At 62.7% G+C, this 22384-nt stretch carries 20 protein-coding genes; 7 read left to right on the top strand and 13 right to left on the bottom strand.

Features of this window, described 5'->3' with window-relative positions:
- Nucleotides 1-4 precede the first annotated feature (4 nt).
- Genes QMK50_RS18575 through QMK50_RS18565 form a run of 3 tightly spaced genes read right to left on the bottom strand, consistent with a single transcriptional unit; the run spans nucleotide 5 to nucleotide 3893 of the window.
- Nucleotides 5-205 (bottom strand): DUF1656 domain-containing protein, encoded by a 201-nt coding sequence (locus QMK50_RS18575; protein ID WP_095077709.1) that lies wholly within the window; start codon nucleotides 203-205, stop codon nucleotides 5-7.
- Nucleotides 195-2372, bottom strand: coding sequence for an FUSC family protein (locus QMK50_RS18570; protein ID WP_320333691.1), 2178 nt, complete (start codon nucleotides 2370-2372; stop codon nucleotides 195-197). Before QMK50_RS18570 ends, QMK50_RS18575 begins: the two co-directional genes overlap by 11 nt.
- A 9-nt stretch (nucleotides 2373-2381) precedes the next feature.
- On the bottom strand, nucleotides 2382-3893 hold the full coding sequence (locus tag QMK50_RS18565; RefSeq protein ID WP_320333690.1) for an efflux transporter outer membrane subunit: 1512 nt from the start codon (nucleotides 3891-3893) through the stop codon (nucleotides 2382-2384).
- A gap of 180 nt (nucleotides 3894-4073) precedes the next feature.
- Between QMK50_RS18565 and QMK50_RS18560 the strand changes: the two genes are divergently transcribed.
- The 3 genes from QMK50_RS18560 (at nucleotide 4074) to QMK50_RS18550 (ending at nucleotide 6838) form a co-directional block, all read left to right on the top strand.
- Nucleotides 4074-5042 carry a LysR family transcriptional regulator gene (locus QMK50_RS18560; RefSeq protein ID WP_095169423.1) on the top strand — a complete coding sequence of 323 codons (969 nt, stop codon included), beginning with the start codon at nucleotides 4074-4076 and terminating at the stop codon, nucleotides 5040-5042.
- Between the two features lie 98 nt (nucleotides 5043-5140).
- Nucleotides 5141-6115 carry a D-glycerate dehydrogenase gene (locus QMK50_RS18555; protein ID WP_320333689.1) on the top strand — a complete coding sequence of 325 codons (975 nt, stop codon included), beginning with the start codon at nucleotides 5141-5143 and terminating at the stop codon, nucleotides 6113-6115.
- Nucleotides 6116-6328: 213 nt separating this feature from the next.
- A complete protein-coding gene (locus tag QMK50_RS18550; RefSeq protein WP_320333688.1) occupies nucleotides 6329-6838 on the top strand; it encodes a DUF2165 domain-containing protein in 510 nt (169 codons plus the stop codon).
- 13 nt (nucleotides 6839-6851) lie between these two features.
- Here the strand turns inward: QMK50_RS18550 and QMK50_RS18545 are convergent, their stop codons facing one another.
- The gene (locus QMK50_RS18545; protein ID WP_095169420.1) at nucleotides 6852-7754 is read right to left on the bottom strand and encodes a DMT family transporter; all 903 of its coding nucleotides are present in this window, start codon (nucleotides 7752-7754) and stop codon (nucleotides 6852-6854) included.
- Between the two features lie 137 nt (nucleotides 7755-7891).
- Here QMK50_RS18545 and QMK50_RS18540 point away from each other — a divergent pair, with 137 nt between their 5' ends.
- Nucleotides 7892-8767, top strand: coding sequence for an AraC family transcriptional regulator (locus tag QMK50_RS18540; protein ID WP_320333687.1), 876 nt, complete (start codon nucleotides 7892-7894; stop codon nucleotides 8765-8767).
- 8 nt (nucleotides 8768-8775) lie between these two features.
- Here QMK50_RS18540 and QMK50_RS18535 read toward each other — a convergent pair whose 3' ends face one another.
- The 7 genes from QMK50_RS18535 to QMK50_RS18505 form a co-directional block, all read right to left on the bottom strand.
- Nucleotides 8776-11205 (bottom strand): TonB-dependent receptor, encoded by a 2430-nt coding sequence (locus QMK50_RS18535; RefSeq protein WP_320333686.1) that lies wholly within the window; start codon nucleotides 11203-11205, stop codon nucleotides 8776-8778.
- 152 nt (nucleotides 11206-11357) lie between these two features.
- Nucleotides 11358-12344: a FecR family protein gene (locus QMK50_RS18530; protein WP_320333685.1), complete on the bottom strand. Its 987-nt coding sequence runs from the start codon at nucleotides 12342-12344 to the stop codon at nucleotides 11358-11360.
- Nucleotides 12341-12913, bottom strand: coding sequence for an RNA polymerase sigma factor (locus tag QMK50_RS18525; protein ID WP_095169415.1), 573 nt, complete (start codon nucleotides 12911-12913; stop codon nucleotides 12341-12343). Before QMK50_RS18525 ends, QMK50_RS18530 begins: the two co-directional genes overlap by 4 nt.
- Nucleotides 12914-12927: 14 nt before the next feature.
- Nucleotides 12928-13254 (bottom strand): DUF3325 domain-containing protein, encoded by a 327-nt coding sequence (locus QMK50_RS18520; protein WP_320333684.1) that lies wholly within the window; start codon nucleotides 13252-13254, stop codon nucleotides 12928-12930.
- Complete coding sequence (locus QMK50_RS18515; RefSeq protein ID WP_320333683.1) at nucleotides 13255-14841, bottom strand: PepSY-associated TM helix domain-containing protein; 1587 nt, start codon at nucleotides 14839-14841, stop codon at nucleotides 13255-13257.
- Nucleotides 14838-15131 carry a DUF3649 domain-containing protein gene (locus QMK50_RS18510; protein WP_095169412.1) on the bottom strand — a complete coding sequence of 98 codons (294 nt, stop codon included), beginning with the start codon at nucleotides 15129-15131 and terminating at the stop codon, nucleotides 14838-14840. The genes QMK50_RS18515 and QMK50_RS18510 overlap by 4 nt, the downstream gene beginning before the upstream one ends.
- Nucleotides 15132-15275: 144 nt before the next feature.
- On the bottom strand, nucleotides 15276-16148 hold the full coding sequence (locus QMK50_RS18505; protein WP_320333682.1) for a LysR family transcriptional regulator: 873 nt from the start codon (nucleotides 16146-16148) through the stop codon (nucleotides 15276-15278).
- Between the two features lie 106 nt (nucleotides 16149-16254).
- Here QMK50_RS18505 and QMK50_RS18500 point away from each other — a divergent pair, with 106 nt between their 5' ends.
- Nucleotides 16255-17751, top strand: a complete 1497-nt coding sequence (locus tag QMK50_RS18500; protein ID WP_095169408.1) for an MFS transporter — start codon at nucleotides 16255-16257, stop codon at nucleotides 17749-17751.
- A gap of 51 nt (nucleotides 17752-17802) precedes the next feature.
- Here QMK50_RS18500 and QMK50_RS18495 read toward each other — a convergent pair whose 3' ends face one another.
- On the bottom strand, nucleotides 17803-18213 hold the full coding sequence (locus tag QMK50_RS18495) for an HPF/RaiA family ribosome-associated protein (protein ID WP_027618585.1): 411 nt from the start codon (nucleotides 18211-18213) through the stop codon (nucleotides 17803-17805).
- Nucleotides 18214-18424: 211 nt separating this feature from the next.
- Nucleotides 18425-19372, bottom strand: a complete 948-nt coding sequence (locus tag QMK50_RS18490; RefSeq protein WP_095169407.1) for a LysR substrate-binding domain-containing protein — start codon at nucleotides 19370-19372, stop codon at nucleotides 18425-18427.
- Nucleotides 19373-19507: 135 nt separating this feature from the next.
- On the opposite strand from QMK50_RS18490, the gene QMK50_RS18485 reads away from it, so the two are divergent.
- A complete protein-coding gene (locus tag QMK50_RS18485; RefSeq protein ID WP_320333681.1) occupies nucleotides 19508-20884 on the top strand; it encodes an L-serine ammonia-lyase in 1377 nt (458 codons plus the stop codon).
- A gap of 62 nt (nucleotides 20885-20946) precedes the next feature.
- Complete coding sequence (locus QMK50_RS18480) at nucleotides 20947-22248, top strand: serine/threonine transporter (RefSeq protein ID WP_320333680.1); 1302 nt, start codon at nucleotides 20947-20949, stop codon at nucleotides 22246-22248.
- Nucleotides 22249-22384 lie beyond the last annotated feature (136 nt).

Genomic DNA, 22384 nt, shown 5'->3' with positions numbered 1-22384 from the left:
GGTCTCACTGGTAGACAGTCAGCGCCAAGGCGCCGAACAAGCAAATGAACAGGCTCAGGCGCAACAGCGCCGGGTGCCAGAAAAAACGGTACAGGTCGAACCCGGACAAGAACCGATCCAGCGCCCAGGCCAGTGCCGCGGCGATGAAAAACATCAGGGTCATGGTCGGCATGTAGACGCCATGGAAAGCGATTTCACGGGGCATGGTCAGGTCCTTGCAGGGCGGCCAGCGGCGATTGCGGGTCGAGCAGCGAAGTGCGGATGAAATGCAGGTAGCTCTTCACCCGGCGCAGCGGCGAGGTGTCGAAGTGCGGGGCGAAGGGTTCGTCGGCGGCCTGGACTCGGCTGATGGCATGATCAACGGCTACCAGTGCGCGCTCCAGGTTGCTCTGCCCCGGTTGCAGGAATAGCCGCACCAAGGCGCGGCCCATGACCCGGATCGCCTGCCGCCAGGGTTGCGATTCGGCATAGGCCGGATGCACCGGCAGGATCGCCTGCTCCTTGCGCAACTCGATGATCGCGTGGCCGACTTCCAGCACCACGAACATCCAGCGCAGCAGATCCCGTTGCACCTGGGGCTGCCCGACCGCGAGGCCATAGGCCTGGTGCAGCAAATCGCGGGTGCTGCTTTCGAAACTCGATGCCAGGCCCTTGAGCTTGCCGCTGATGGCATACACCACCTGCCCGCGCAGGTCCTGCTCCAGGCGGCGCCACAACCAGCGGCTGTTGGGCGGCAGAATGATTGCCCCGGCTGCCGCGCACACCAGCATGCCCATGACCATGGCGATGTAATCGTTGATGAAGGTGTAGGGGTTGTAGATCGTCAGGTTGTCCGGCACCGAACCGGTGCTGAAGAAGATCAGCAAGCCCAGGCCAACCCCGGCATATTGCGGCCGTGACGAGAGGAACGAGCCGAGCACGATCACCGGTGCCAGCATCACGCACAGCAGCGGGAAACCATCGATCCAGGGGAAGATGAAAAACATCTCGACGAAGCCGATCAACGCGCCCAGCAATGTGCCGCAGGCCATCTGGAAGGCCATGCGCTTGGGGTTCGGCGTGGCGGCGGAAAGACCCACCGTGGCCGCCGCGATCAAGGTCATGGTGGCGCCGCTCGGCCAGGCCGTGGCGACCCAGTAGCTGCCCAGCACCAGCAGAATGAACGCGGCCCGAATCCCCGAGGCGGCCGAGGCCAGCCAGTTGGTTTTCGGGGTGTAGGGCTCATCCCACTGCTCGCGTTCGTGGCTGTGCTCGGCCAGCGAGGCGTGGGTCTGGGCATAGCTGTGCAGCTCGTCGACAAACCGATAGAGCAGCTCATAGGCGGTGTGAAAATCCAGTTGGTCGGCGTCGCTTGGCGCGCTCTCCTGGAAGCTCGCGCGCAGGCTGCGCACCCGCGCCCTCAGCCCATCCTTGTAGTCAGCCAGTTGCATCGCCAGGCGCGCCGCATCGGCATGGGTCAGGGCCCGGCCAGAAAAGCCGTCGAGCAATTCGGCGAGGTCCTGCAAGCCTGGCTTGATCGCCGCGATCACCTGGTCGGCGCCGCTGCCGCGCAGGCGCTCAAGCAACTGGTGCAAGGCATTGAAACGGGTGGTGATGCCCATGAACTCGCTGTTCAGGCGATTGAGCCGACCGTTGCGCCGCCGCATGTGCGGGTCTTCGAACACCGTGACGCTGCGCAGCCCTTCCAGGCCCACGGCTTCGGCGATGAAACCGACGTTGCGCCGTTCAAAGCTGTCGGCCTGACTGCGCCCGCGCAGGCCGTCGGTGACGAACAGGGCGAACACCCCGAAGCGTTGGTACAAGGCATTGCGCATCGCGGCGCTGGCGGTTTGCGGCAGGATCGCGGCGCTGACCAGGGTCGCGCAGAGGATCCCCAGGGAGATTTCCAGTACCCGCCATACCGCCGCCATGAACGCCCCTTCCGGGTGCGCCAGGGCCGGCAGGCCGACCATCGCGGCGGTGTAGCCGGCGAGCACAAAACCGTAGGCGCGGAAGTTGCGATAACGCGCCGCACCCGCCGAACAGATCCCGACCCAGATCGCCAGGGCGCCAAGGAACAGCTCGGTGTTCTGCGCGAACAAGGCGATCAACCCGACCATTACCGCCGAACCCGCCAGGGTCCCGAGGAAGCGGTAAAAACTCTTGGCAAACACTTGGCCGCTCTGCGGTTGCATGACAATGAACACCGTGATCATCGCCGTACGCGGTTGCGGCAACTCCAGGCGCATGGCCAGCCACAGGGTCAGGAATGCGGCTATCAGCACTTTGAAGATGTAGACCCAGGTCACGCCGTCGCTGCGTGCCCAGTCGAAAAAACCACGGCGCCAGTCAAGGGCGTACAGCCAGCGCAGTGGTGCAGGCAAGGGAGTCATGGTGTCCTGTCAGTGGTCGAGGGCAGAAAGAATGGCTGGGGTGGGTGGCGCCTGCAGTTGGCCCTCGGCGGGCGCATCGGCACCGGTTCCGAGGCCGCCACCCAGGGCGGTGACGAGTTCGGCGTGGGCACTCAAGCGTGCGGCCTGGACCTGCTGCTGCACCTGCTGCTGGCGCAACAGCAGGGTTTGCGCATTGAGCACATTGAGGTAGTCGGTCAGGCCGCGCTGGTAGGCGATCATCGCGATGTCATAGGTTTTCTGCGCGGCAGCCACCGACTCGGCAGCGAAATCTTGCTGCTTGTCCATCGATTCACGGCGGATCAACTGATCGGAGATGCCCTTGAGGGCATTGACCAGGGTCTGGTTGTACTTGGCCACGGCCAGGTCATAACCGCCCGCGGCCTCACCCAGTTCCGCACGCAGGCGCCCACCGTCGAAGATCGGCAGGGAGATCGCCGGGCCCACGCTGTAGTTGAGTTTCTTGCCGGTCAGGAACTCCAGCGCCCCGCCGCCGGTGGCCATGTAGCCGAGGCTGCCGACCAGGTCGACGTTGGGGTAGAAGCCGGCGTGCGCCACCTCGATACCGCGCGCCTGGGCCGCCACCTGCCAACGGCTGGCAACCACGTCTGGACGTTGCCCGAGCAATTGCGCCGGTAGTGCCGAAGGCAGCTTCAATGGCGCCCCCAGGGCCAGGGTTGGACGCTGCAGACGCGCGCCCTCCCCCGGGCCCTTGCCGGCCAAGGCAGCGAGCTGGTTGCGACTCAGGGCGATGCTTTCGTCCAGCGCGTCCAGTTGGCGATGGGTTTCCGGCAACGGGGTCTGCGCCTGGCTGACTTCAAAATGGGTGCCGATGCCGCCGTCCAGGCGCTTTTGCGCCAGATCGAGTATCTGTTGTTGCTGGGCCAGGGTCGCCGCGATGATGTCGCGCTGGGCGTAATGCAGGGAAAGCTGAATGTAGGCCCGCACCACGTTGTTCTGCAGTTCGAGCTGGGCCATGCGCGCTTCGGCGGCGCTCATGTGGGCCAGGTCGACGGCTCGCTCGCTGGCATTGCTTTCGCGCCCCCAGAGATCCAGCGCGTAGCTGAAACCCAGTGCGGCGTTGTTATCCCAGGTGGTGGAATTGGCCAACTCGCCCGGGCCGTAGAACTGATCGGTGGGCCAGTTGTGGCGCTTGAGGGAGCTGTCGGCGTTGACCTGCAACGACTCGGCGGATTCCACCACCCCGGCCATGGCCCGGGCCTGGCGCACTCGCGCCGCGGCCATGGCCATGCTTGGGCTACCCTGCAAAGCCAGGTCGACCCAGGCATTGAGCTGCGGATCGCCATAGGCCTGCCACCACTGGGCGCTGGGCCAGTGAGCATCCTGGATCGCGCTCTGGATGGCGACATCTGTGGCCAATGTATTGGCATCGAGTGCCTTGCCTTGTGGGGCAATACCTCCGGTTCCGATGCAGCCGCTGATTGCTAACGATAAAGCCCAGACACTGAGAGTCTTCAACTCTCTGTTGATGCGACGCGGCACTGCTGCAAATTCCTGAGGAGGGGGAGATTTCCAATCGACACGATTCTAGGGCTGGGCCTGCGCGGCGATAAGCTGGGAATCTTGTGAATCTTTGTTACCGTTAGCGAGATAATCCCTTGGTTGAATGCCTGAACCTTGTAACTTCGTGTCACAATTTGCCATCTCCCTTGAGAGCTCCCCATGGACACTTTGCAAAACATGCGCGCCTTCAGCTGTGTCGCCGAGGCCGGCAGTTTTACCGCCGCCGCCGTGCAGCTTGATACCACTACAGCCAATGTCTCGCGCGCGGTCTCCAACCTTGAGGCCCATCTGCAAACCCGCCTGCTCAACCGCACCACCCGGCGCATTGCCCTGACCGAAGCCGGCAAACGCTATTTGCTGCGCTGCGAACAGATCCTGGCCTATGTCGAAGAAGCCGAGGCCGAAGCCAGCGACGCCCATGCGCGTCCGGCCGGGCAGTTGAAAGTGCACACCATGACCGGGATCGGCCAGCACTTCGTCATCGACGCGATTGCGCGTTACCGCAAGACCCACCCCGACGTGACCTTCGACCTGACCCTGGCCAACCGCGTGCCGGACCTGCTGGACGAGGGCTACGACGTGTCCATCGTGCTCGCCAGCGAACTGCCGGACTCAGGCTTCGTCTCCCAGCGCCTGGGCATCACCTACAGCATCGTCTGTGCCTCACCGGCCTACGTCAAAGCCAACGGCTGCGCGCATAAGCCCAGCGACCTGCTGAACCACGCCTGCCTGCGCCTGGTAAGCCCGGTGATCCCCCTGGAAAAATGGCTGTTCGACGGCCCCGAAGGCCAGGAAATGGTCACCATCAACAGCTCGCCGTTCCTGGTGAACTCCGCCGATGCGATGAAAACCGCGATCACCAGCGGCATGGGGGTAGGCGTGCTACCGGTGTACGCGGCGATTGAAGGATTGCGCAACGGCACGCTGGTGCGGGTGATGCCCAACTACCGCTCCCAGGAGCTGAACCTGTACGCCATCTACCCGTCGCGCCAGTACCTGGATGCCAAGATCAAGACCTGGGTGGAATACCTGCGGGGCTCGCTTCCGGAAATCCTCGCAGCCCATCAGGCGGAACTGACGGCGTATGAGCTCAGTGGCAGTTTGAGTGGGGCGCGGCTCAGCAACTGATTGCGCGAGCAGGCGCAGCGCTGCTCGGGACTCGCGCAAACCCCAGCAAGAATGATAGCTTGCTTGGCATTCTCCCCCGCATGACGAGCCTTCCTGCGATGAAAAAGACTGTCCTTGCCTTCAGCCGTGTCTCGCCTGCCATGGTCGAGTCCCTGCAACAAGACTTCAACGTGATCGTGCCCAACCCCAAGCAGGGTGATATCAACGCCCAGTTCAACGAAGCCCTGCCCCACGTCCACGGCCTGATCGGCGTCGGACGCAAGCTGGGCCGGGCGCAACTGGAAACTGCCGGGCAACTGCAAGTGGTCTCCAGTGTGTCGGTGGGCTACGACAACTATGACCTGGACTACTTCAACGAACGCGGGATCATGCTCACCAACACCCCGGACGTGCTGACCGAAAGCACCGCCGACCTGGCCTTCGCCCTGCTGATGAGCAGCGCGCGGCGAGTCGCCGAACTGGACGCCTGGACCAAGGCCGGGCAATGGCAAGCCAGTGTCGGCGCGCCGCTGTTCGGTTGTGATGTGCACGGCAAGACCCTGGGCATTGTCGGCATGGGCAATATCGGCGCGGCCATTGCCCGACGTGGCCGCCTGGGCTTCAACATGCCGATCCTGTACAGCGGCAACAGCCGCAAGAGCGCACTGGAACAGGAACTGGGCGCGCAATTTCGTAGCCTCGAGCAATTGCTGGCCGAAGCCGACTTCGTCTGCCTGGTGGTGCCGCTCAGCGACAAGACTCGCCATTTGATCAGCCATCGTGAACTGGGCCTGATGAAATCCAGCGCAATTCTGGTGAACATTTCCCGTGGCCCGGTGGTCGATGAAGCGGCATTGATCCAGGCCCTGCAAGACAACCGGATCCGCGGTGCGGGGCTGGACGTCTATGAAAAGGAACCGCTGGCACAGTCGCCGCTGTTTGCCCTGAAAAACGCCGTGACCTTGCCGCACATCGGCTCCGCCACTCACGAAACCCGCGACGCCATGGCGAACCGCGCCCTGGCCAATTTGCGCAGCGCCTTACTGGGCGAACGGCCGCAAGACCTGGTCAACCCGCAGGTGTGGCAAGGATGAGGGGCCGGCGGCACGTTGTTGCATACGTGCCGCCAACTTCATGGGCCAATACGCGGAGCACTTAGGCTTGCCGCGACTAACTAACTGACTACCGCACAACATCAAGCGACAAAAGTCGCTACTCGCCTCGCGACAAACTTTCGTGCGCGCGTTATAACTTCGACTAGCACAAAAAAGCTCATTAAATGCGGCTAACATCCGGAGATAACGCGCATGATAAAATTCACCACCGCTTGCGCGATACGGCGCAGCAAGACACTCATTGTATTAATGGCCGCAGTGTTCGGAATGTTTACTCTTATCAATAACTACACCGACTATACGGCCTACTACGTATATGTCGGTGACATCCTCAGCATGACGAACACCGAAGGCAACGAATCACGACGCTACAGGGCCGTAACATCGAAGTTGTTCCATCATCGTTTCTATTGGACGATCATCACCCTGGAAACCATCTTTACGTTATGTTGCCTGGTTGGCACCTATCAGCTTTATCGAAACATCAATGCCACCCATAAGGAGTTTCGCAGCGCAAAAAAAATGGCAATCGTCGGTTTGACCACTGCCATCACTATTTACTACGTCATGTACATCATCATTCTCAACGAATGGTTTGACATGGAATACTCGACCAACCGCAACGCCTTCGATTGGGCCCGCAGTAATCTCGAATATATGTTTCCCGCGTTAATCTATCTGTCGCTGGATAACGACAACTAACACACGGCCCTGCTCATGCCAGACCGGCTTTGACCGGGTTGATCCGCACAGCGGGTTTGCGAAACACCAGCAGGTTGCCCAGCATCACCAGCACCAGGCCGGCCAGTGCCGGCGCAGTCCATTGATAACCCTCGACGAACGCCGAGACATTCAACGCCACCACCGGAAACAGCACCGTGCAATAGGCCGCACGCTCCGGGCCCATGCGCCCAACTAGCGTCAGGTAAGCGGTAAAACCGATTACCGACCCCGGAATCACCAGGTACAACAGCGAACCGATGTAACGGCTGTTCCATTCCATGTCGAAGGGAATGCCCTTGACCAGGCAGTACAGCGACAGCATCGCCGCCCCATAGGCCATGCCCCAGGCGTTGGTGGTCAGGGGCTTGAGGCCGGCTTTCTGTTGCAGGCTGGAGAGCATGTTTCCCGCCGAGAAACATAGCGTACCGAGCAACGCCAGACCCAAGCCCAACAGCGTCTGCGGGCTGGCAGTGTGCCCCGCCAGCTCCGGCCAGAACAACAACCCCAACCCGCCCAGGCCCAGTGCCCCGCCCATCAGCACGTTACGGGCGATTTTCTGGCCGAAGAACACCCGCGCATTCAACGCATTCCATAGCGTCGCGGTGGAGAACACCACGGCGACCAGGCCGCTGGGGATCCACTGGCTGGCATAGAGGAAACACATGAAATTGATGCAGAACAGGCACAGCCCCTGGGCCACGCAGATCAGGTGCCCACGACGGTTCATTACCTGTAGCTTGCGGCTGAGCAGCAGAATCACGAACAACACCAGGGCGGCCAGGCCAAAGCGATAGACAATCGACACCGGTATGGCCACGACCCCCAATTGCAGTTTCAAGGCGATCCAGGTGGTGCCCCAGATCAGCACAGTCAGCAGGTATAACGAGAGGTTCATGGCGGCAACTCCTGAAGATGGCCTTCAGTCTGTGCCGCAGCCGTGTGGCGCGCTTGCATAAACTTGCGCTTTTATCCGTTGCCGGGCTGGCACCGAAAGGCCGACGGAGTAGGATGCAAGACGTTGGAGAAACGATCATGCCCGCACTGGAAACCCTGCAAGTGTTTCAAGCCCTCAACCGCTCGCCCCATGCTCGTCTCGAGCACAGCGCCGAGCTCGGTGACGGCATGGCTGCAGCCCTGTGGAGCAACTATCACGACGCCCAGGATTACCAAGCCCCGGGGCATCACACCCTGTCCTGCTACCTGGCCGGTGGCACCGGGACCTTCCGCCGCGAACAGCCTGGTACCACGGGCGGCCCGAACAAGCTCTGCGTGTTGCCCGCCGAACATCAGTCGGCCTGGGTGATCAACGGTGAAATCCGCCTGGCCCACCTGTACTTCAGCCAGGAACAGTTCGCCCTCGGCTGCGTCACCCTGCTCGATCGCGAACCCCGTGCGCTGCACCTGCGCGAAGGCACCTTTCTCGACGACCCGTTGCAGGCCCGACGCTTTCACCAACTGATCGCCCTGGACTGGGATGAACCCGGCGAGCGCCTGCTGACCAGCAGCCTGGCCCACGAAATGCTCAGCCACACCCTGCTCAACCAGGTTGGCCTGCGTCAGGGGCTGCGACTCAAGGGTGGCCTGGCCGCCCATCAACGACGGCTGCTGGTGGAGTACATCGACAGTCATCTGGAGCAGTCCATCAGCCTTGGCCAACTGGCGGCCCTGTGCGCGCTGTCGGAGTACCACTTTGCGCGGATGTTCCGTGAAAGCTTCGGCCTGCCGCCCCATCAATACCTGCTGGCCCGCCGCCTGGCCCAGGCCCGGTATCTGCTGCGCAGCACCCGGCAACCCTTGGGCGAGATTGCCCTGGCCTGCGGTTTTGCCAGCGCCAGCCACTTCACCAACCGCTTCCGCCAGGCCATGCTGGGAACGCCCGGCGACTACCGCCAGGCATTCGAGGCTTAGGCCATCGTTCAGAACTCGAGGGTACTGGACAACGACACCTGCCGCGAATCGCCCATCGAGACAAAAAAGCGGCTGGCGGCCGAGGTGTAGTAGGTGCGGTCGAAGAGGTTCTTCACGTTGAGCTGGAACTTGACCTTCTGCCCGTCGAGCCGAGTGTCATAGGTGGCGAAGGCATCCGCCACGGTGTAGCCCGGCAGGTCAAAGTCGTTGACTGCGTTACCGGCCCGTTCGCCGACATAGCGCGCGCCAGCCCCTACGCGCAACTGATCGCCACCGATCAGGCTGCCGAAGTCGTAGACCGCCGACAGTGACCCACTGTTGCGGGCGACGTTTTGCAATTTCTTGCCCTGGTAGGTCGGGTCTTCAGTGACCTCGGCGTCGGTGTAGGCGTAGCTGCCGATCATGCTCCAGCGCTCGCTCAACTGCCCGCTCAGGTCGATTTCCAACCCCCGCGAGCGGACCTCGCCCGCCGCACTGTAGATCGTCACCGGCCCCTCGGAGTTGGCCACCAGCACGTTGCGCTTCTTGATGTCGAACAGCGCGATATTGCCCGTGATGCGCCCCGGCAGATCGAGCTTGGCTCCCAGTTCCCAGGACTTGGCCTGTTCCGGCGCGACGCTGCCATCGAGCACCGTGCTGCTGCCGCTCAGCGGGGCAATGGTGGAGTTGGGCTTGAAGGATTCGGTGTAGCTGCCGTAGAACGACAGCGCATCGCTGTAGCGATACACCAGGCCGGCGCGGGGCACCCACTTCTGGCCGTTGGTGTCGGTGTTGGCCTTGAACGGACGGCCCTTGCCGGCGTACTGGTCGTACTCCTGGAAACGCCCCCCGGCGACGAGGATCCACTGCTCGCTCAGGTGAATAGAGTCCTGCAGGAACACCGAGTCGCTGCGCAGCAGGTCGGTCTGTGCGCTGTCCGCGGCGCTGACAGTGGTGCCCGCCACCTCTCGGTCATAGACCGGGTCAAGGTAGCTGAACGACGGCGCCCGGCTTTTCTGGCGGATCAGGTCGGCACGGTAGATCTTGCGGTACTCGTCATCCACACCCAGCACCAGGTCGTGTTGGATGCCGGCCGTCTCGACCTGGCCCTGCAAGCTGGCGGTGGTGAAGCGGTCGGTGCTGAGGGCGCCCTGGGTGCCGTCCATGTTGCGGGTCAGCGTGCCCTTCGCCGGGTCGATCGCGGTGATGCGGACCTGGCTGGCGTCGTAGGTTTCGCGGTTCCAGCTGTAGCCGAAGTGCGCGCTCCAGTTGTCGTTGAGTTCGTGATCGGCCTCGAAGTGGTAGAGGTCCGAGCGACCTTGCATGTTATTGAACGGCTCGTCGAGACGTCGCTCCGCCGGAATGTCCAACGGGTGATTGGTCAGCGGATCGATGGCGGTGCCACGGTCGAATGGCGAGAGGAATTCGCGATGTTCGTAGGCAAATTGCAGCGTGGTGCGGTCGCCGTACCAGGCCAGCGACGGTGCGACCAGGCTCTCGCGGTGGGTGCCGAAATTGCGCCAGTAATCTTCGTCTTCGTGGTCCAGCACCAACCGATAGGCCAGTCCGGATTCCCCCAGTGCGCCGGTGCTGTCCAGGCTGCCGCCGCTGCCGTTCTTGCCGTCGCCGTAGCTCGAGCCGCGTGCGGTCAGGGCGTTGTAAGCCTGCATCTGGGGTTTCTTGCTGACCATGTTCACCACCCCGCCCGGGTCCTGGATCCCGTAGAGCAGGGAGGCCGGCCCCTTCAGCACCTCGACCCGATCCACCGAGGCATTCAGACCACGGCCCTGCACGATCGGCATGCCGTCGCGCATGATCGAACCGTTGCGGTTGTCACCAAAACCGCGAGTCATCACCGAGTCCTGGGTGCTGCCCAGCGTATTGCCCTGGGTGATGCCGCTGACGTTGGCCAGGGCATCGTCGAGGTTACGCGGCGCCTGATCACGCAAGACCTGGGCCGCGACCACGTTGATGGTCTGGGGGATTTCCTGCAGCGTGGCCGAGGAGCGCGCAATCGAGGTGGTTGCCGGCGGCTGGTAGCTCAGCGACGCGTCCTGCACTGAGGTGATGGTGGTCGCCCCCAGGTTCAGGACGCCGGCGCTGGGCACTGGTTCCAGGACCAGGGTATGGCCGTCGCTCTGGCGGAACGTCATTGCCGACCCGCTCAACAGCCGCTGCATGGCTTGCTCGGCACTCATCTGCCCACTAATAGCTGGCGCTGTCACGCCATACGGGGCTTCATCGGTGTAGACCACGCTGATCCCGGTCACCCGACTGAAATCGCTCAGGGCCTGGGGCAAGGGTTTGGCGGCGATATCGAAGCGAAATTGGGCGCTGTGCTGCTCACTGGGCTGCGCGGCCTGGGCCATGTTCAGCGCTGACAACGCCACCACCAGGACCGAGCCCCCGAACCATTGTTTGACCGAACCGCCTGCCACCGAACTTGCCCTGGACTTCATTGCTTGGACCCATGTGTAGTAACGCAACCGATGCGAACAATTCGCACTTTCACCACTACACGGATGACGCTCGGCTTTACCTCACCTGATCCGCAAAAATAACTGCATACCCGCGATCTGTAGCAGCTGCTACGCGGGTATTGCTGGGGCCTTTAGCGCAGGATGATCAGGCTGCCCAGGTGGTTCTGCTCGAAGCCCAGCAGCCCTTGCAACGATGCCAGGACTGCTTGCGGGTCGTGGCTGGGGAAGCTGCCGCTGATACGGCGCGTGCCCAGTTCATCGTTGAGCAGGACAATTCTCCCCGGGTAATAACGCTGCAGGTCCTGCACCACGTCGGCCAGGGGTGCCTTGTAGTAATTCAGCCAGCCCTGGCGCCAGGCCAGTTGCGCCTGCGCATCGATAGCTTGCAGGACACGGGCATGGCCGGCGCTGTAGGCCACTTGCTGGTCAGCGCCCAGCACCTGCTGCTCGGCACCTTTGCCCGGGGTGACGCCGACCCGTCCCGAGAGCACGCTGACCTGCGCGCCCATGGGTTGCAGGCGCACTTCGAACTGGGTGCCGAGGACTCGCGCCTCGCCTTGGTTGGCATCGACCACAAAGGGTTCACCCGTGTGGCTGACGCTGAAAAACGCAGCCCCCCGTCGCACCTCGACGTGCCGTTCACCGCGGCTGAAATCCACGGCGATGGCGCTGTCGGCATCCAGGGTGATCACTGACTGATCGGCCAGGGTCACGCTGCGCACCTGCCCCGGCGCCGAGACATAGTCGGCGCCCAGGTCATCGAACCAGCGCGACGGCTGCCAGCCCGCCCCCATCGACACCATCAGCAGCAGGCTGGCGGCCAACGCCAGCCCACCCGACCAGCGCCGCACACTGGAACGCCGCGAGCGGTTCATCGCATTCAAGTAGCCCTGCAAGGCCAAGGCATCTTCATCGGCCAGGGTCCGGGCGGGCACTTCGCTGAGCTCCCAGATCACCTGGGCCTGGGCATACGCCTCGGCGTGGGCAGGATCGGCCTGCAGCCAATGACTGAAGGTCGCTTGATCGCCACTGCTTGGCTGATCGTGCAACAGGCTCAGCCAGGCCAGTGCGGCCTGTTCCTGCGCGGGCGTCGGCAGGACGCGAGTGTCGTGGTTCACGGGGCTTTCCCTGGCGTACGTGATTCGGGGTCCCGCAGACTGGCCTTGCAGGCTTCGAGCGCGCGCATCATATGTTTTTCCACGGCACTCTGGGACACGCCCATGACCTTGGCAATCTGCGCGTACTTGCGGCCGTGGATGCGGTTGAGCAAAAAAATCTGTCGGGTGCGCTCGGGCAAACTGCGCAGCGCAGCTTCGACATGGCGCAAGTCATTGCCGGCTTCGAGGGCCGCTTGCGGCTCCACCCCAAGATTGTCCTGCTGCTCCGGCAGCCAGCCTTCGCTCAGCCGGCCGCGGGCGCCTTCGCTGCGCAGGTGATCGATGGCGATGTTGCCGGCGCAACGCAGCAAATACGTGCTGAGTTCCTCGACTTGCACCAACGGCCGCCGCCAGAACCGCAGGAACAGGTCTTGCACCAGGTCGGCCGCCGTCGCCCGACACCCCACCCGCCGACTGACCAAGGCCTCCATCTGCGAGCGCTGGGACAAAAACACCTGGAGAAAATGCGCACGGCCGCTCGGGCTGTCGCTACCGTCGGCCTTCTGCGGTTCAGGGGGCATGCTGATCATTCGCCTCGCCTCGCCTACCCCAGCGCCAGCGCGACCAGTGGGCTGAATAGCAGCCCGAGGGCCGCTATGAGCATCACCAGGCGCGGCCGATATGGCAGCAACCACACCAGCAGCATGGCGCTGGCCATCAGGGCCGCGCACCACTCGACCAGGCCCAGGCTCCAGCCGGTGGCCAGAACGGCCGCCGCCAAAGACAGGCCCAACAGCGACCAGCCACACAACTGCAGCAGCCGCCGCACACGCGTCGTCGGCGTACGGGCGAGCAGGTCGCGATGATGGCGGTCCATCGATAGGCACAACGCGGTAAATCCGCTGTAGCTCAGCAACACGGGCAGCAGCATTCAGTTCACCTCGACTTTGGATCTGACACTCGGCGCACGCACCGCTCGCGCCGGGGCTTTGCCGCCGAGCTGCGCGGCACGCCTCATCTTCCATGCCGCCCAGGCGAGAAACACACCACTGCCCAGGCACGTCAGGTCAAAGCCCAGGCGGGCCCAGTCGCCTTGCGCCAACAACATGCGTAACGACTGCTCGCTGCTCAAGGCGTCCAACAGCGGCACCGCACAGAACAACCCGGCGGCCAGTGCCAGTTGCTCGACCCAGGCCACGCGACCACGACGCACCAAGGCATGCAGCAGGCTCAAGCCCCAGGCGATGAAAAAGCTGTTGACCTCCCACTCGCCACGCTCGGCCAGGTTCACCGGCAACAGGCGGTTGGCGCAGAAGAACACCGCCACTGCGATCAGCAGCCCCGACATGCTGGCGATATTGAGCACCTCCACCAGCCGCAACTCGAACGGCATCACGCCGCTCTTGGCATGTTTCAACTGGCGCTTGCCGAGCCAGATCACCAGCCCGGTACCGATCATCGCGGTGCCGGCCAAGCCACAGATAAAGTACAGCCAACGCAGGGTCGGACCGGCAAAATGCCCCAGGTGCAAACCGTAGAAACTGCCCGCAATGGCCATGGGCGCCGGACGTGCCGGATCAGCCGTGAGAAATGCGCCGCTGACCCCGTCGAACGCCACGGCACTGCCGAACTCATACATCACCCGGTCGGCGCTGCTGCGCATGACATTCACCGTGGCCTTGACGTCGCCCGGATGACTGACCGTCACCAGGCGCACCTGACCGCCGCCCCACTGTTCACGCGCCCGCTCGACAAAGGGTGCCAGCGCCAGCAACTGCCCGGGCTGACCCTCGGCCTTGGGTGACTCGGACGCCGGGAACAGCTCACTGAAGAAGCTATCGGTATCGCCCTGATAAGCCACCAGGATGCTCGCCGGCATCACCATGTACATGAAGATCACCAGGCTGCTGTAGGTGATCATCAGGTGAAACGGCAGCACCAGCACCCCCACCGCGTTGTGCCCGTCGAGCCAGGAGCGCTGGCCCTTGCGCGGGCGGAAGGTAAAGAAATCCTTGAAGATTTTCTTGTGGGTGATGATCCCGGTGATCAACGCCACCAACATCAGCATTGCCGCGCTGGTGGATAACCAGCGGCCCCACGGATGGGGCATCTGCAACTGGTAGTGGAAGCGATAGAAGAAGTCGCCGCCGTGGGTATCGCGCACCTGCAGCACCTCACCGCTGAGTGGGTCGAGCTGGCGTTGCTCGCGAGGGCCGCGTCGGCCCTCATTGCCCGGCATCTGCCAGGACACCGACAGGCCCGGGTCGCGCGCACTCGGCAGGCTGATCACCCAACGCCCGGCACCGCCAGCGTGCTGCTGCAGGTAGTGCTGCGCCAGCGTCAGGCTGGCTTCGCTGCTGACCTGGCGCACCGGGATTTCCGGCTGCATCCAGTGGCTGATCTCGTCGTTGAAGTACGACAAGGTACCGGTGAGGAAGATCGCGAACAGAATCCAGCCGAAGATCAATCCGGTCCAGGTGTGCAACCAGGCCATGGCCTGACGAAAGCCCTCTTTCATGATTGCCCCAACCAGTAACCCAGGCCACCGAACGCCGCCAGCACTACGCCGGGCAGTAACAGACCGAACCACGCCTGCCAGGCGCTGCGACTGGCAAAACACCAGAGCACGGCCACCAGGTACACCAGGAAGGAGGTCATCATGCCGCTGACCACGGCTTCGGCGCGGGCCATGGGCAGCCACAGGCTCATGCAGATACTGGCCAGTGCCGCGAGGAGGTAACCGCCAAACAGCGCGGCCAGCACCCGCGAGGTGACGGCCAGGCGATAGGAAACGGGGAGGCTTTTCATGTTTCGACCTTGAAACGAAAGGAAATCTGCGCGCGGTCCATGCCAGCGCAGGGTCAACGGAGGCCAATAGTAATGATAAATATTCTCATGCGCAAAAGACTCCGATGAAAAAGCCTGGCTCCGCTGGTCAGCGCTGCGTTCTGATCAACTGCCCGCCAGGCACGACGGCGTGCCGGCCACCAACGCGTCGATGGCACAGCGCGTCTTGGCCGGCATATGAACCGCCGTGGGCCAGATCACATGGATCGGTGAAGGCTGCTCACGGTAGCTGGGCAATACGGCTTCCAGCTGTCCGCGCAGCACATAGTGCGCCACCAGCCAACTCGGCAACCAGGCCAGGCCCACGCCCGCGATAGCGGCGTCGGCCACGGCCTGGAGGTCGTCCATCAGCAGCGGCGAAACCACCCGGGAACGGTGTGGGGTATTGCAGCGATAGGCGATGCCGCGGTGGCCGGCGAGGTCGTCGATCGATTCAATTGGCCCCACACGTTGCAAATACGCCGGTGCCGCCGCCAGGCACACGGACTGTTCACCCAGGCGACGCGCGCTGAGGCGGTCGGTGTCGGGCAGCGGGCCGATTCGCACGGCCACGTCGAAGCCTTCCTGGGCCAGATCCACCAGCCGGTCGGCGAAGCAAATCTCGATTTCCAGTTCTGCATAACGCGCCATCAAGCCCCACAGTGCGGGCGCCGCGTAGTGATGTCCGAACGCCAGCGGCAAACTCACCCTCAAGCGTCCGCGAGGCTGTTGGCGGCCACTTTCCAACACCGATTCGGCTGCCTCCAGTTCCGTCAGTGCGCGCAGGCAATGTTCGTAATAGGCCTGGCCGTCTTCGGTGAGCCGTTGACGACGGGTCGAACGCTGCAACAGGCACGTGCCAAGCCGCGCCTCCAGCCGCGCCAACCCCTTGCCCACCGCCGAACGCGTGAGATTGAGCCGTTCGGCGGCCTCGGTCAGGTTGCCGCTTTCGACGATCTGCAGAAAGAGTTCAACGCCATCAAAACGTGGTGTGGCCATGGTGCAATTGTCGCCCTTGAGTCCCCTATTCAAGGAAAATTTATCACGAATAAAGAACCAGGTTCCCGCGAGAATAACTCCCATCGTTTATCCACAGGAGAATCCCATGCCACCCGCCGCCAGCTTATCGGCCGCCAGCACACCCAGCACCGCCAGAAACAACCTGGCCCTCACCGCCGTGTGCCTGGTGGCACTGATGTTCGGCCTGGAAATTTCCAGCGTGCCGATCATCCTGCCCACCTTGGAACAGCAACTGGGCACCGGTTTCCAGGACGCCCAATGGATCATGAACGCCTACACCCTGGCCTGCACCAGCGTGCTGATGGCGGCAGGCACATTGGCTGACCGGTTTGGCCGTCGACGTATGCTGGTGCTGTGCCTTTGGGTATTTGCCGTGGCTTCGCTGGTGTGTGGGCTGGCCGGCAGCGCCTCCACACTGATTGTCGCGCGGTTTGTCCAGGGCATTGGCGGTGGGGCGATGATGATTTGTCAGTTCGCCATCCTCTCGCACCTGTTCCGCGACCCGGCAGCGCGGGCGCGGGCATTTGCCATATGGGGCGTGATTGCCGGCGTGGGCCTCGGCTTCGGGCCGATGGTCGGCGCATTGATCCTGGCCGTGGCTGATTGGCGCTGGGTGTTCCTGGTGCATGTGCCACTGACATTGTTCACCTTGGTACTGCTGCGCGTCAGCGTGGAAGAATCCCGCGACCCGAGCGCTCATCGCCTCGATATCGCCGGCATGCTGACGTTGACGCTGTCGGTGTTTGCCCTGGTCTACTTCATCACCCAAGGCAGCGAAAATGGCTTTGTACCGGGCTGGGCGGGCCTGGCGCTGGCTGCGTTGCTGTTGTTTATCGTGATTGAGCGCCGCAGCGCGCACCCGATGTTCGACTTCGCGGTATTTCGCATCCACCGTTTCAACGGTGCGCTGATGGGCTCGATCGGCATGAACTTCAGCTTCTGGCCTTTCATGATCTACCTGCCGTTGTACTTCCAGGCCGGCCTGGGTTACGACACCCTGACCACTGGTGCGGCCCTGCTCGCCTACACCTTGCCGACCCTGCTGGTTCCGCCGCTGGCCGAGCGCCTCGCCCTGCGCTACGGCGCCGAAGGCGTCATCCCCTTGGGCCTGGGACTGATGGCTATAGGGTTTCTGGCCATGGCCGCCATCAACATGGCCGAACACCCGGATATCGGGCTGATACTGGCTAGCTGCGTGCTGACGGGCGTGGGCCTGGCGCTGACCAACTCGCCCACTACCAACACCACCACGGGCTCGGTGTCCGCCGACCGCGCGGGCATGGCGTCGGGCATCGACCTGAGCGCACGATTAATTACCTTGGCAATCAACATCGCGCTGATGGGCCTGGTGCTGTTGCTGGGCATCAGCCATCAACTGGCTGAGGTGTTGCCTGCGAGCACTGCACTGGACTGGCCGGCCATCAGCCAAAACATTGCAGCGGGCAAGTTGGATTCGCCAGGGCTGGCACTCGACGATGCCCAGGCAGCACTGCGCCATGGCGCCGGTTGGGCCATGTTGTTTGCAGGGTTGGGGGCGTGTGGGCTGGCGCTGCTGAGTCGGTATTTTTTCCGACGCAGCTAAATGAAATCGGGCCTGCAAATGCAGGCCCGCTTGTAGAGGATGAAGAACCGGTCAGCCGTTGATCACAGCATTTTCGTTTTCCAGGAATTCCTGTTCCAGTGCGTCTTCATTCACTTTGTTGATTGGCTGGTTTTTCCCGGCAGCGCGTGGCTTGCCTTGCAGTCGACCAAACAGATGTTCCAGCGCGTGTTCCAGTTTGGTGGCTGCGCTGTCGATCGCCTGTTCCAGGGTATCGCCCTTGGCGGACACCGACAGTGGTTGATGGCCTTTTGGCCGTGCTTCCAGGCGGCAACTTAAATCGTGGGGACCGGGCTTGTCGCCGTTCTCATCCCGCAGGTAGACCTCAACGCGGGTCAGGTCTTCTTCATAACGTTCGAGCGTGCTCTCAATGGTAGTACGTACCCACTCCTCCAGTCGGATGCTGCTTTCAATATGGTTATCGCTGTTGACTTGGATTTGCATAGTTCATCCCTTATTTCAGCTAGCTCGCGAGAGGTCCGGTGTAGCGTTGAATCTTCAGTGACCGTGACCTCTTACTTACAGAGTTGGGCAGACGGTGAAACAATTCAACCCCTAAAAAAAGATAAATTTTCATTGCTGAAAAAGTCGGACAACGGACAAAAGCGCTGTTAAGGTCGGGAGTTGGGTCGCCTGGTAACACTGCAACAATTACTCACATCTGCCCCTCACCCAAAGGGTGCATTCCGCGAAAGATCTGCGCCTCTTCCACCAGCCAGTCGTGCACCGCGCGTACGCCCGGATGGCTCAGCGCACCCGGTGCATACAGCAGCACGTAACGCTTGTAGTTGGGCACCGCGACGCCGAAGGGCACGATCAGGGTGCCGCGCTCCAGCTCATCATTGAGCAGCGTGCGCCGGGCAATGGCCACGCCCATGCCAGCAATCGCCGCCTCGATGGTCAGGTGGTTGCGATTGAACGTATGCCCACGCCGCACATCGGCACCGTCGAAGCCGATGGCGTTGAGATAGAACTCCCATTCCGCGTATTCGTAGCTGCCCCGCCAGGCGGTGATGTCGTGCAACAACGGAAAATGCACCAGGTCCGCCGGGCCGTGCAGCGGGGGGCGCCCACGCAGCAGGCTGGGGGCGCAGACCGGAAAAATCTGTTCATCGAGCAAGGCTGTGGATAACAGCCCCGGGTAGCTGCCATCGTTCAGGTCGATCGCCAGGTCGAAGTCGCCCTCGTGCAGGGCCACGCTGCTGTCCTCGGCCACCAGGCGCAACTGGATATCCGGGTAGCGCTGTTGCAAGCGTGGCAGGCGCGGGGTCAGCCATTTGCCGAGGAAGGATGGGATCGAACGCAGGCGCAGGATGCCGCTGATCATGCCGGCGTCCAGTCGGCGCAACTCTGCGTCGATACTGCCATAGGCTTCGCCGACGGTGATCGCCAGGCGCTGGCCTTCGGCACTCAACTCGACGCCACGGGCGCGCCGATGGAACAGGCGGAAACCCAGGCGCTCTTCCAACTGACGGATCTGTTGGCTGACCGCCCCGGGGGTGATGTGCAGCTCTTCGGCACAACGGGTGAACGACAGGTGCCGCGCCGCACAGGAAAACACATGCAGCCAGACGTAGGTCTGGGCGTGAAATTGACGACTCATCGTTTAGTCCTGCTAAAGCCTGTCTTAGGAAGTTTCGTTGGTCACCGTGGACCGAGGTAGGCAGTATCGCCGACATTGCGCTCGTCCTACAAAAAATGGCAGCGATTCCTACTCCATTGCTTGTAAGGCTTTAGCATGGCTATCAGTGTTTTTGATCTCTTCAAGGTCGGCATCGGCCCGTCCAGTTCCCACACCGTCGGCCCGATGCGCGCCGCCGCCACCTTCGCCCAGGCGCTGTTCGACCAAGGCCTGCTGAGCCAGGTCTGGCGCGTCGAAGTCCGCCTGTATGGCTCGCTGTCTGCCACCGGCGTCGGCCACGCCACCGACCGCGCCTGCGTCATGGGCCTGATGGGCGAATGGCCGGACAGCATCGACCCCAACAGCATCGGCCCACGTATCCAACAGCTACGCGACAGTGGCGAATTGCAACTTGGCGGCCGCCTGAACATTGCCTTCGACTGGCAACGCGACCTGCTGCTGCTCGATGAGAGCCTGCCCTACCATCCCAACGCCATGGCGCTGAGCGCCTTTAGCGAAAATGGCCTGCTGTTCGAGCAGACCTACTACTCGGTGGGCGGTGGTTTTATCGTCGAGGCGGCCGAGGTCGAGTCCGGCACAGCAGCAGGCGATGACGTGCAGTTGCCGTACGACTTTTCCAGTGCCGCCGAACTGTTGTCGTTGTGCAACCAGCACGGCCTGCGGGTTTCCGAGCTGATGATGGCCAATGAACGGGCCTGGCGCAGCGACGCGGAAATCCGCCAGGGCCTGCTGCATATCTGGTCGGTGATGCGTGAGTGTGTCGAGCAGGGTTTGCGCCACGAAGGCATCCTGCCCGGTGGCCTGGATGTGCCACGACGCGCGGCGAAATTGCACCGCAGCCTGTTGGAAATCGGCAAGCCGAACGTCATCAGTTCGACCCTTTCGGCGATGGAATGGGTGAACCTGTTTGCCCTCGCCGTCAACGAAGAGAACGCCGCCGGCGGGCGCATGGTCACGGCACCAACCAACGGCGCGGCCGGGATCATTCCGGCGGTGCTGCATTACTACATGAAGTTCAACCCCGAGGCGTCGGATGACGATGTGGTGGCGTTTTTCCTCGCCGCCGCGTCCGTAGGCATCCTGTGCAAGAAGAACGCCTCGATCTCCGGTGCCGAAGTCGGCTGCCAGGGTGAAGTTGGCTCCGCCTGCGCCATGGCCGCGGCCGGCCTGGCCGATGTGCTGGGCGCCACGCCCGAGCAACTGGAGAACGCTGCCGAGATCGGCCTGGAACACAACCTCGGCCTGACCTGCGACCCAGTCGGCGGCCTGGTCCAGGTGCCGTGCATCGAGCGCAACGCCATTGCTGCGGTGAAGGCGATCAACGCCACCCAGATGGCCCTGCGCGGCGACGGCAAGCATTTCATCTCCCTCGACCGGGTGATCCGCACCATGCGCGATACCGGCGCCGACATGCACGACAAATACAAAGAGACTTCACGGGGCGGCCTGGCTGTCAGCTGGGTGGAATGCTGAGGAGCATTCCCTGCCGCCCGTAACACGTGAGCCCGAGCAAAAATAATAACGAGGCCAAAACGATGACCGATGTACGTACACCTGCTGCCGAAAACCCCGCTGTAGATCTGACCCACGCTACGCAAACAGCCCACAAGGGCTGGAGCAAACACGACAGCACCTGGATGCTCGGCCTTTACGGCACGGCCATCGGTGCGGGCACCCTGTTCCTGCCGATCAATGCCGGCGTCGGCGGCTTCTGGCCGTTGCTGGTACTGGCGGTGCTGGCCTTCCCGATGACCTTCTTCGCTCACCGCGGCCTGACCCGTTTTGTCCTGTCCGGGCGCTCCGGCGATATCACCGAGGTGGTGGAAGAGCACTTCGGCGTGGGTGCCGGCAAGCTGATCACCTTGCTGTACTTCTTCGCTATCTTCCCGATCCTGCTGGTCTACAGCGTGGCGTTGACCAACACCCTGGGCAGCTTCATGGAACACCAGCTGCACATCACCCCGCCGCCGCGGGCGGTGCTGTCGCTGGTGCTGATCCTCGGCCTGATGGCGATCGTACGTTGCGGCCAGGGCGTGATCGTCAAGGCCATGAGCGTGCTGGTGTACCCATTTGTCGCGGCCTTGCTGTTGCTGGCCCTGAGCCTGATCCCGAACTGGAACGGCGCATTCTTCGCTTCCGCCAGTGAGGGCATGCCGCTGCCCGTATTCTTCAAGACCCTGTGGCTGGCGATCCCGGTGATGGTGTTCTCGTTCAACCACTCGCCGATCATCTCGGCTTTCGCCGTCGACCAGAAGCGCCGCTACGGTGCCCAGGCCGAAGCGAAAAGCAGCGGCATCCTCGCCGTCGCCCACAGCATGATGGTGCTGACGGTGATGTTCTTCTGCTTCAGTTGCGTGCTGGCCCTGTCCCCCGCTGACCTGGCGGCTGCCAAGGCGCAGAACATCTCGATCCTGTCGTACCTGGCCAACCACTTCCAGACCCCGGTCATCGCCTACGCCGCGCCGTTGATTGCGCTGGTGGCGATCACTAAATCCTTCCTGGGCCACTACATCGGCGCCAGTGAAGGTTTCCAGGGCCTGATCGTCAAGAGCCTGCGCGGCCGTGGCCGGGTGATGTCGGCCAACTGGCTGAACCGTGCCACCGCACTGTTCATGATTCTCAGCTGCTGGGCCGTGGCGACTTTCAACCCAAGCATCCTGGGCATGATCGAAACCCTCGGCGGGCCGGTCATCGCGTGCTTGCTGTTCCTGATGCCAATGTATGCGATTCGTCGCGTGCCATCTCTGCGCAAGTATTCGGGCCAAGTGTCGAACGTGTTCGTGGTTGTGATCGGCCTGATTGCACTGTCTGCGATCATCTACTCCGTTCTGCCCTGAAACGGACCGTTGGAGGCTGAGCGGCTGATGCCGCTCATCTGCTCCATGTGGGAGCTGGCTCCCGCTTGCGGCGCCCGCTTGCGGCGTCCGCTTGCGGCTTGCCAGCGATAGCGCAGTGTCAGGCGCCGCCGATGCT

Origin of the sequence: Pseudomonas sp. P5_152 (assembly GCF_033989915.1) — a bacterium.
GTDB lineage: Bacteria > Pseudomonadota > Gammaproteobacteria > Pseudomonadales > Pseudomonadaceae > Aquipseudomonas.
The sequence above is the reverse complement of the archived record's forward strand: the minus strand, read 5'-3'. Positions and strand labels throughout refer to the sequence as shown.

Excerpts from the sequence above, each read along its gene's own strand:
- QMK50_RS18575 (WP_095077709.1), bottom strand. The coding sequence starts at position 205 with ATGCCCCGTGAAATCGCTTTCCATGGCGTCTACATGCCGACCATGACC.
- QMK50_RS18570 (WP_320333691.1), bottom strand. The coding sequence starts at position 2,372 with ATGACTCCCTTGCCTGCACCACTGCGCTGGCTGTACGCCCTTGACTGG.
- QMK50_RS18560 (WP_095169423.1), top strand. The coding sequence starts at position 4,074 with ATGGACACTTTGCAAAACATGCGCGCCTTCAGCTGTGTCGCCGAGGCC.
- QMK50_RS18555 (WP_320333689.1), top strand. The coding sequence starts at position 5,141 with ATGAAAAAGACTGTCCTTGCCTTCAGCCGTGTCTCGCCTGCCATGGTC.
- QMK50_RS18550 (WP_320333688.1), top strand. The coding sequence starts at position 6,329 with ATGATAAAATTCACCACCGCTTGCGCGATACGGCGCAGCAAGACACTC.
- QMK50_RS18545 (WP_095169420.1), bottom strand. The coding sequence starts at position 7,754 with ATGAACCTCTCGTTATACCTGCTGACTGTGCTGATCTGGGGCACCACC.
- QMK50_RS18540 (WP_320333687.1), top strand. The coding sequence starts at position 7,892 with ATGCCCGCACTGGAAACCCTGCAAGTGTTTCAAGCCCTCAACCGCTCG.
- QMK50_RS18535 (WP_320333686.1), bottom strand. The coding sequence starts at position 11,205 with ATGAAGTCCAGGGCAAGTTCGGTGGCAGGCGGTTCGGTCAAACAATGG.
- QMK50_RS18525 (WP_095169415.1), bottom strand. The coding sequence starts at position 12,913 with ATGATCAGCATGCCCCCTGAACCGCAGAAGGCCGACGGTAGCGACAGC.
- QMK50_RS18520 (WP_320333684.1), bottom strand. The coding sequence starts at position 13,254 with ATGCTGCTGCCCGTGTTGCTGAGCTACAGCGGATTTACCGCGTTGTGC.
- QMK50_RS18515 (WP_320333683.1), bottom strand. The coding sequence starts at position 14,841 with ATGAAAGAGGGCTTTCGTCAGGCCATGGCCTGGTTGCACACCTGGACC.
- QMK50_RS18510 (WP_095169412.1), bottom strand. The coding sequence starts at position 15,131 with ATGAAAAGCCTCCCCGTTTCCTATCGCCTGGCCGTCACCTCGCGGGTG.
- QMK50_RS18505 (WP_320333682.1), bottom strand. The coding sequence starts at position 16,148 with ATGGCCACACCACGTTTTGATGGCGTTGAACTCTTTCTGCAGATCGTC.
- QMK50_RS18500 (WP_095169408.1), top strand. The coding sequence starts at position 16,255 with ATGCCACCCGCCGCCAGCTTATCGGCCGCCAGCACACCCAGCACCGCC.
- QMK50_RS18495 (WP_027618585.1), bottom strand. The coding sequence starts at position 18,213 with ATGCAAATCCAAGTCAACAGCGATAACCATATTGAAAGCAGCATCCGA.
- QMK50_RS18490 (WP_095169407.1), bottom strand. The coding sequence starts at position 19,372 with ATGAGTCGTCAATTTCACGCCCAGACCTACGTCTGGCTGCATGTGTTT.
- QMK50_RS18485 (WP_320333681.1), top strand. The coding sequence starts at position 19,508 with ATGGCTATCAGTGTTTTTGATCTCTTCAAGGTCGGCATCGGCCCGTCC.
- QMK50_RS18480 (WP_320333680.1), top strand. The coding sequence starts at position 20,947 with ATGACCGATGTACGTACACCTGCTGCCGAAAACCCCGCTGTAGATCTG.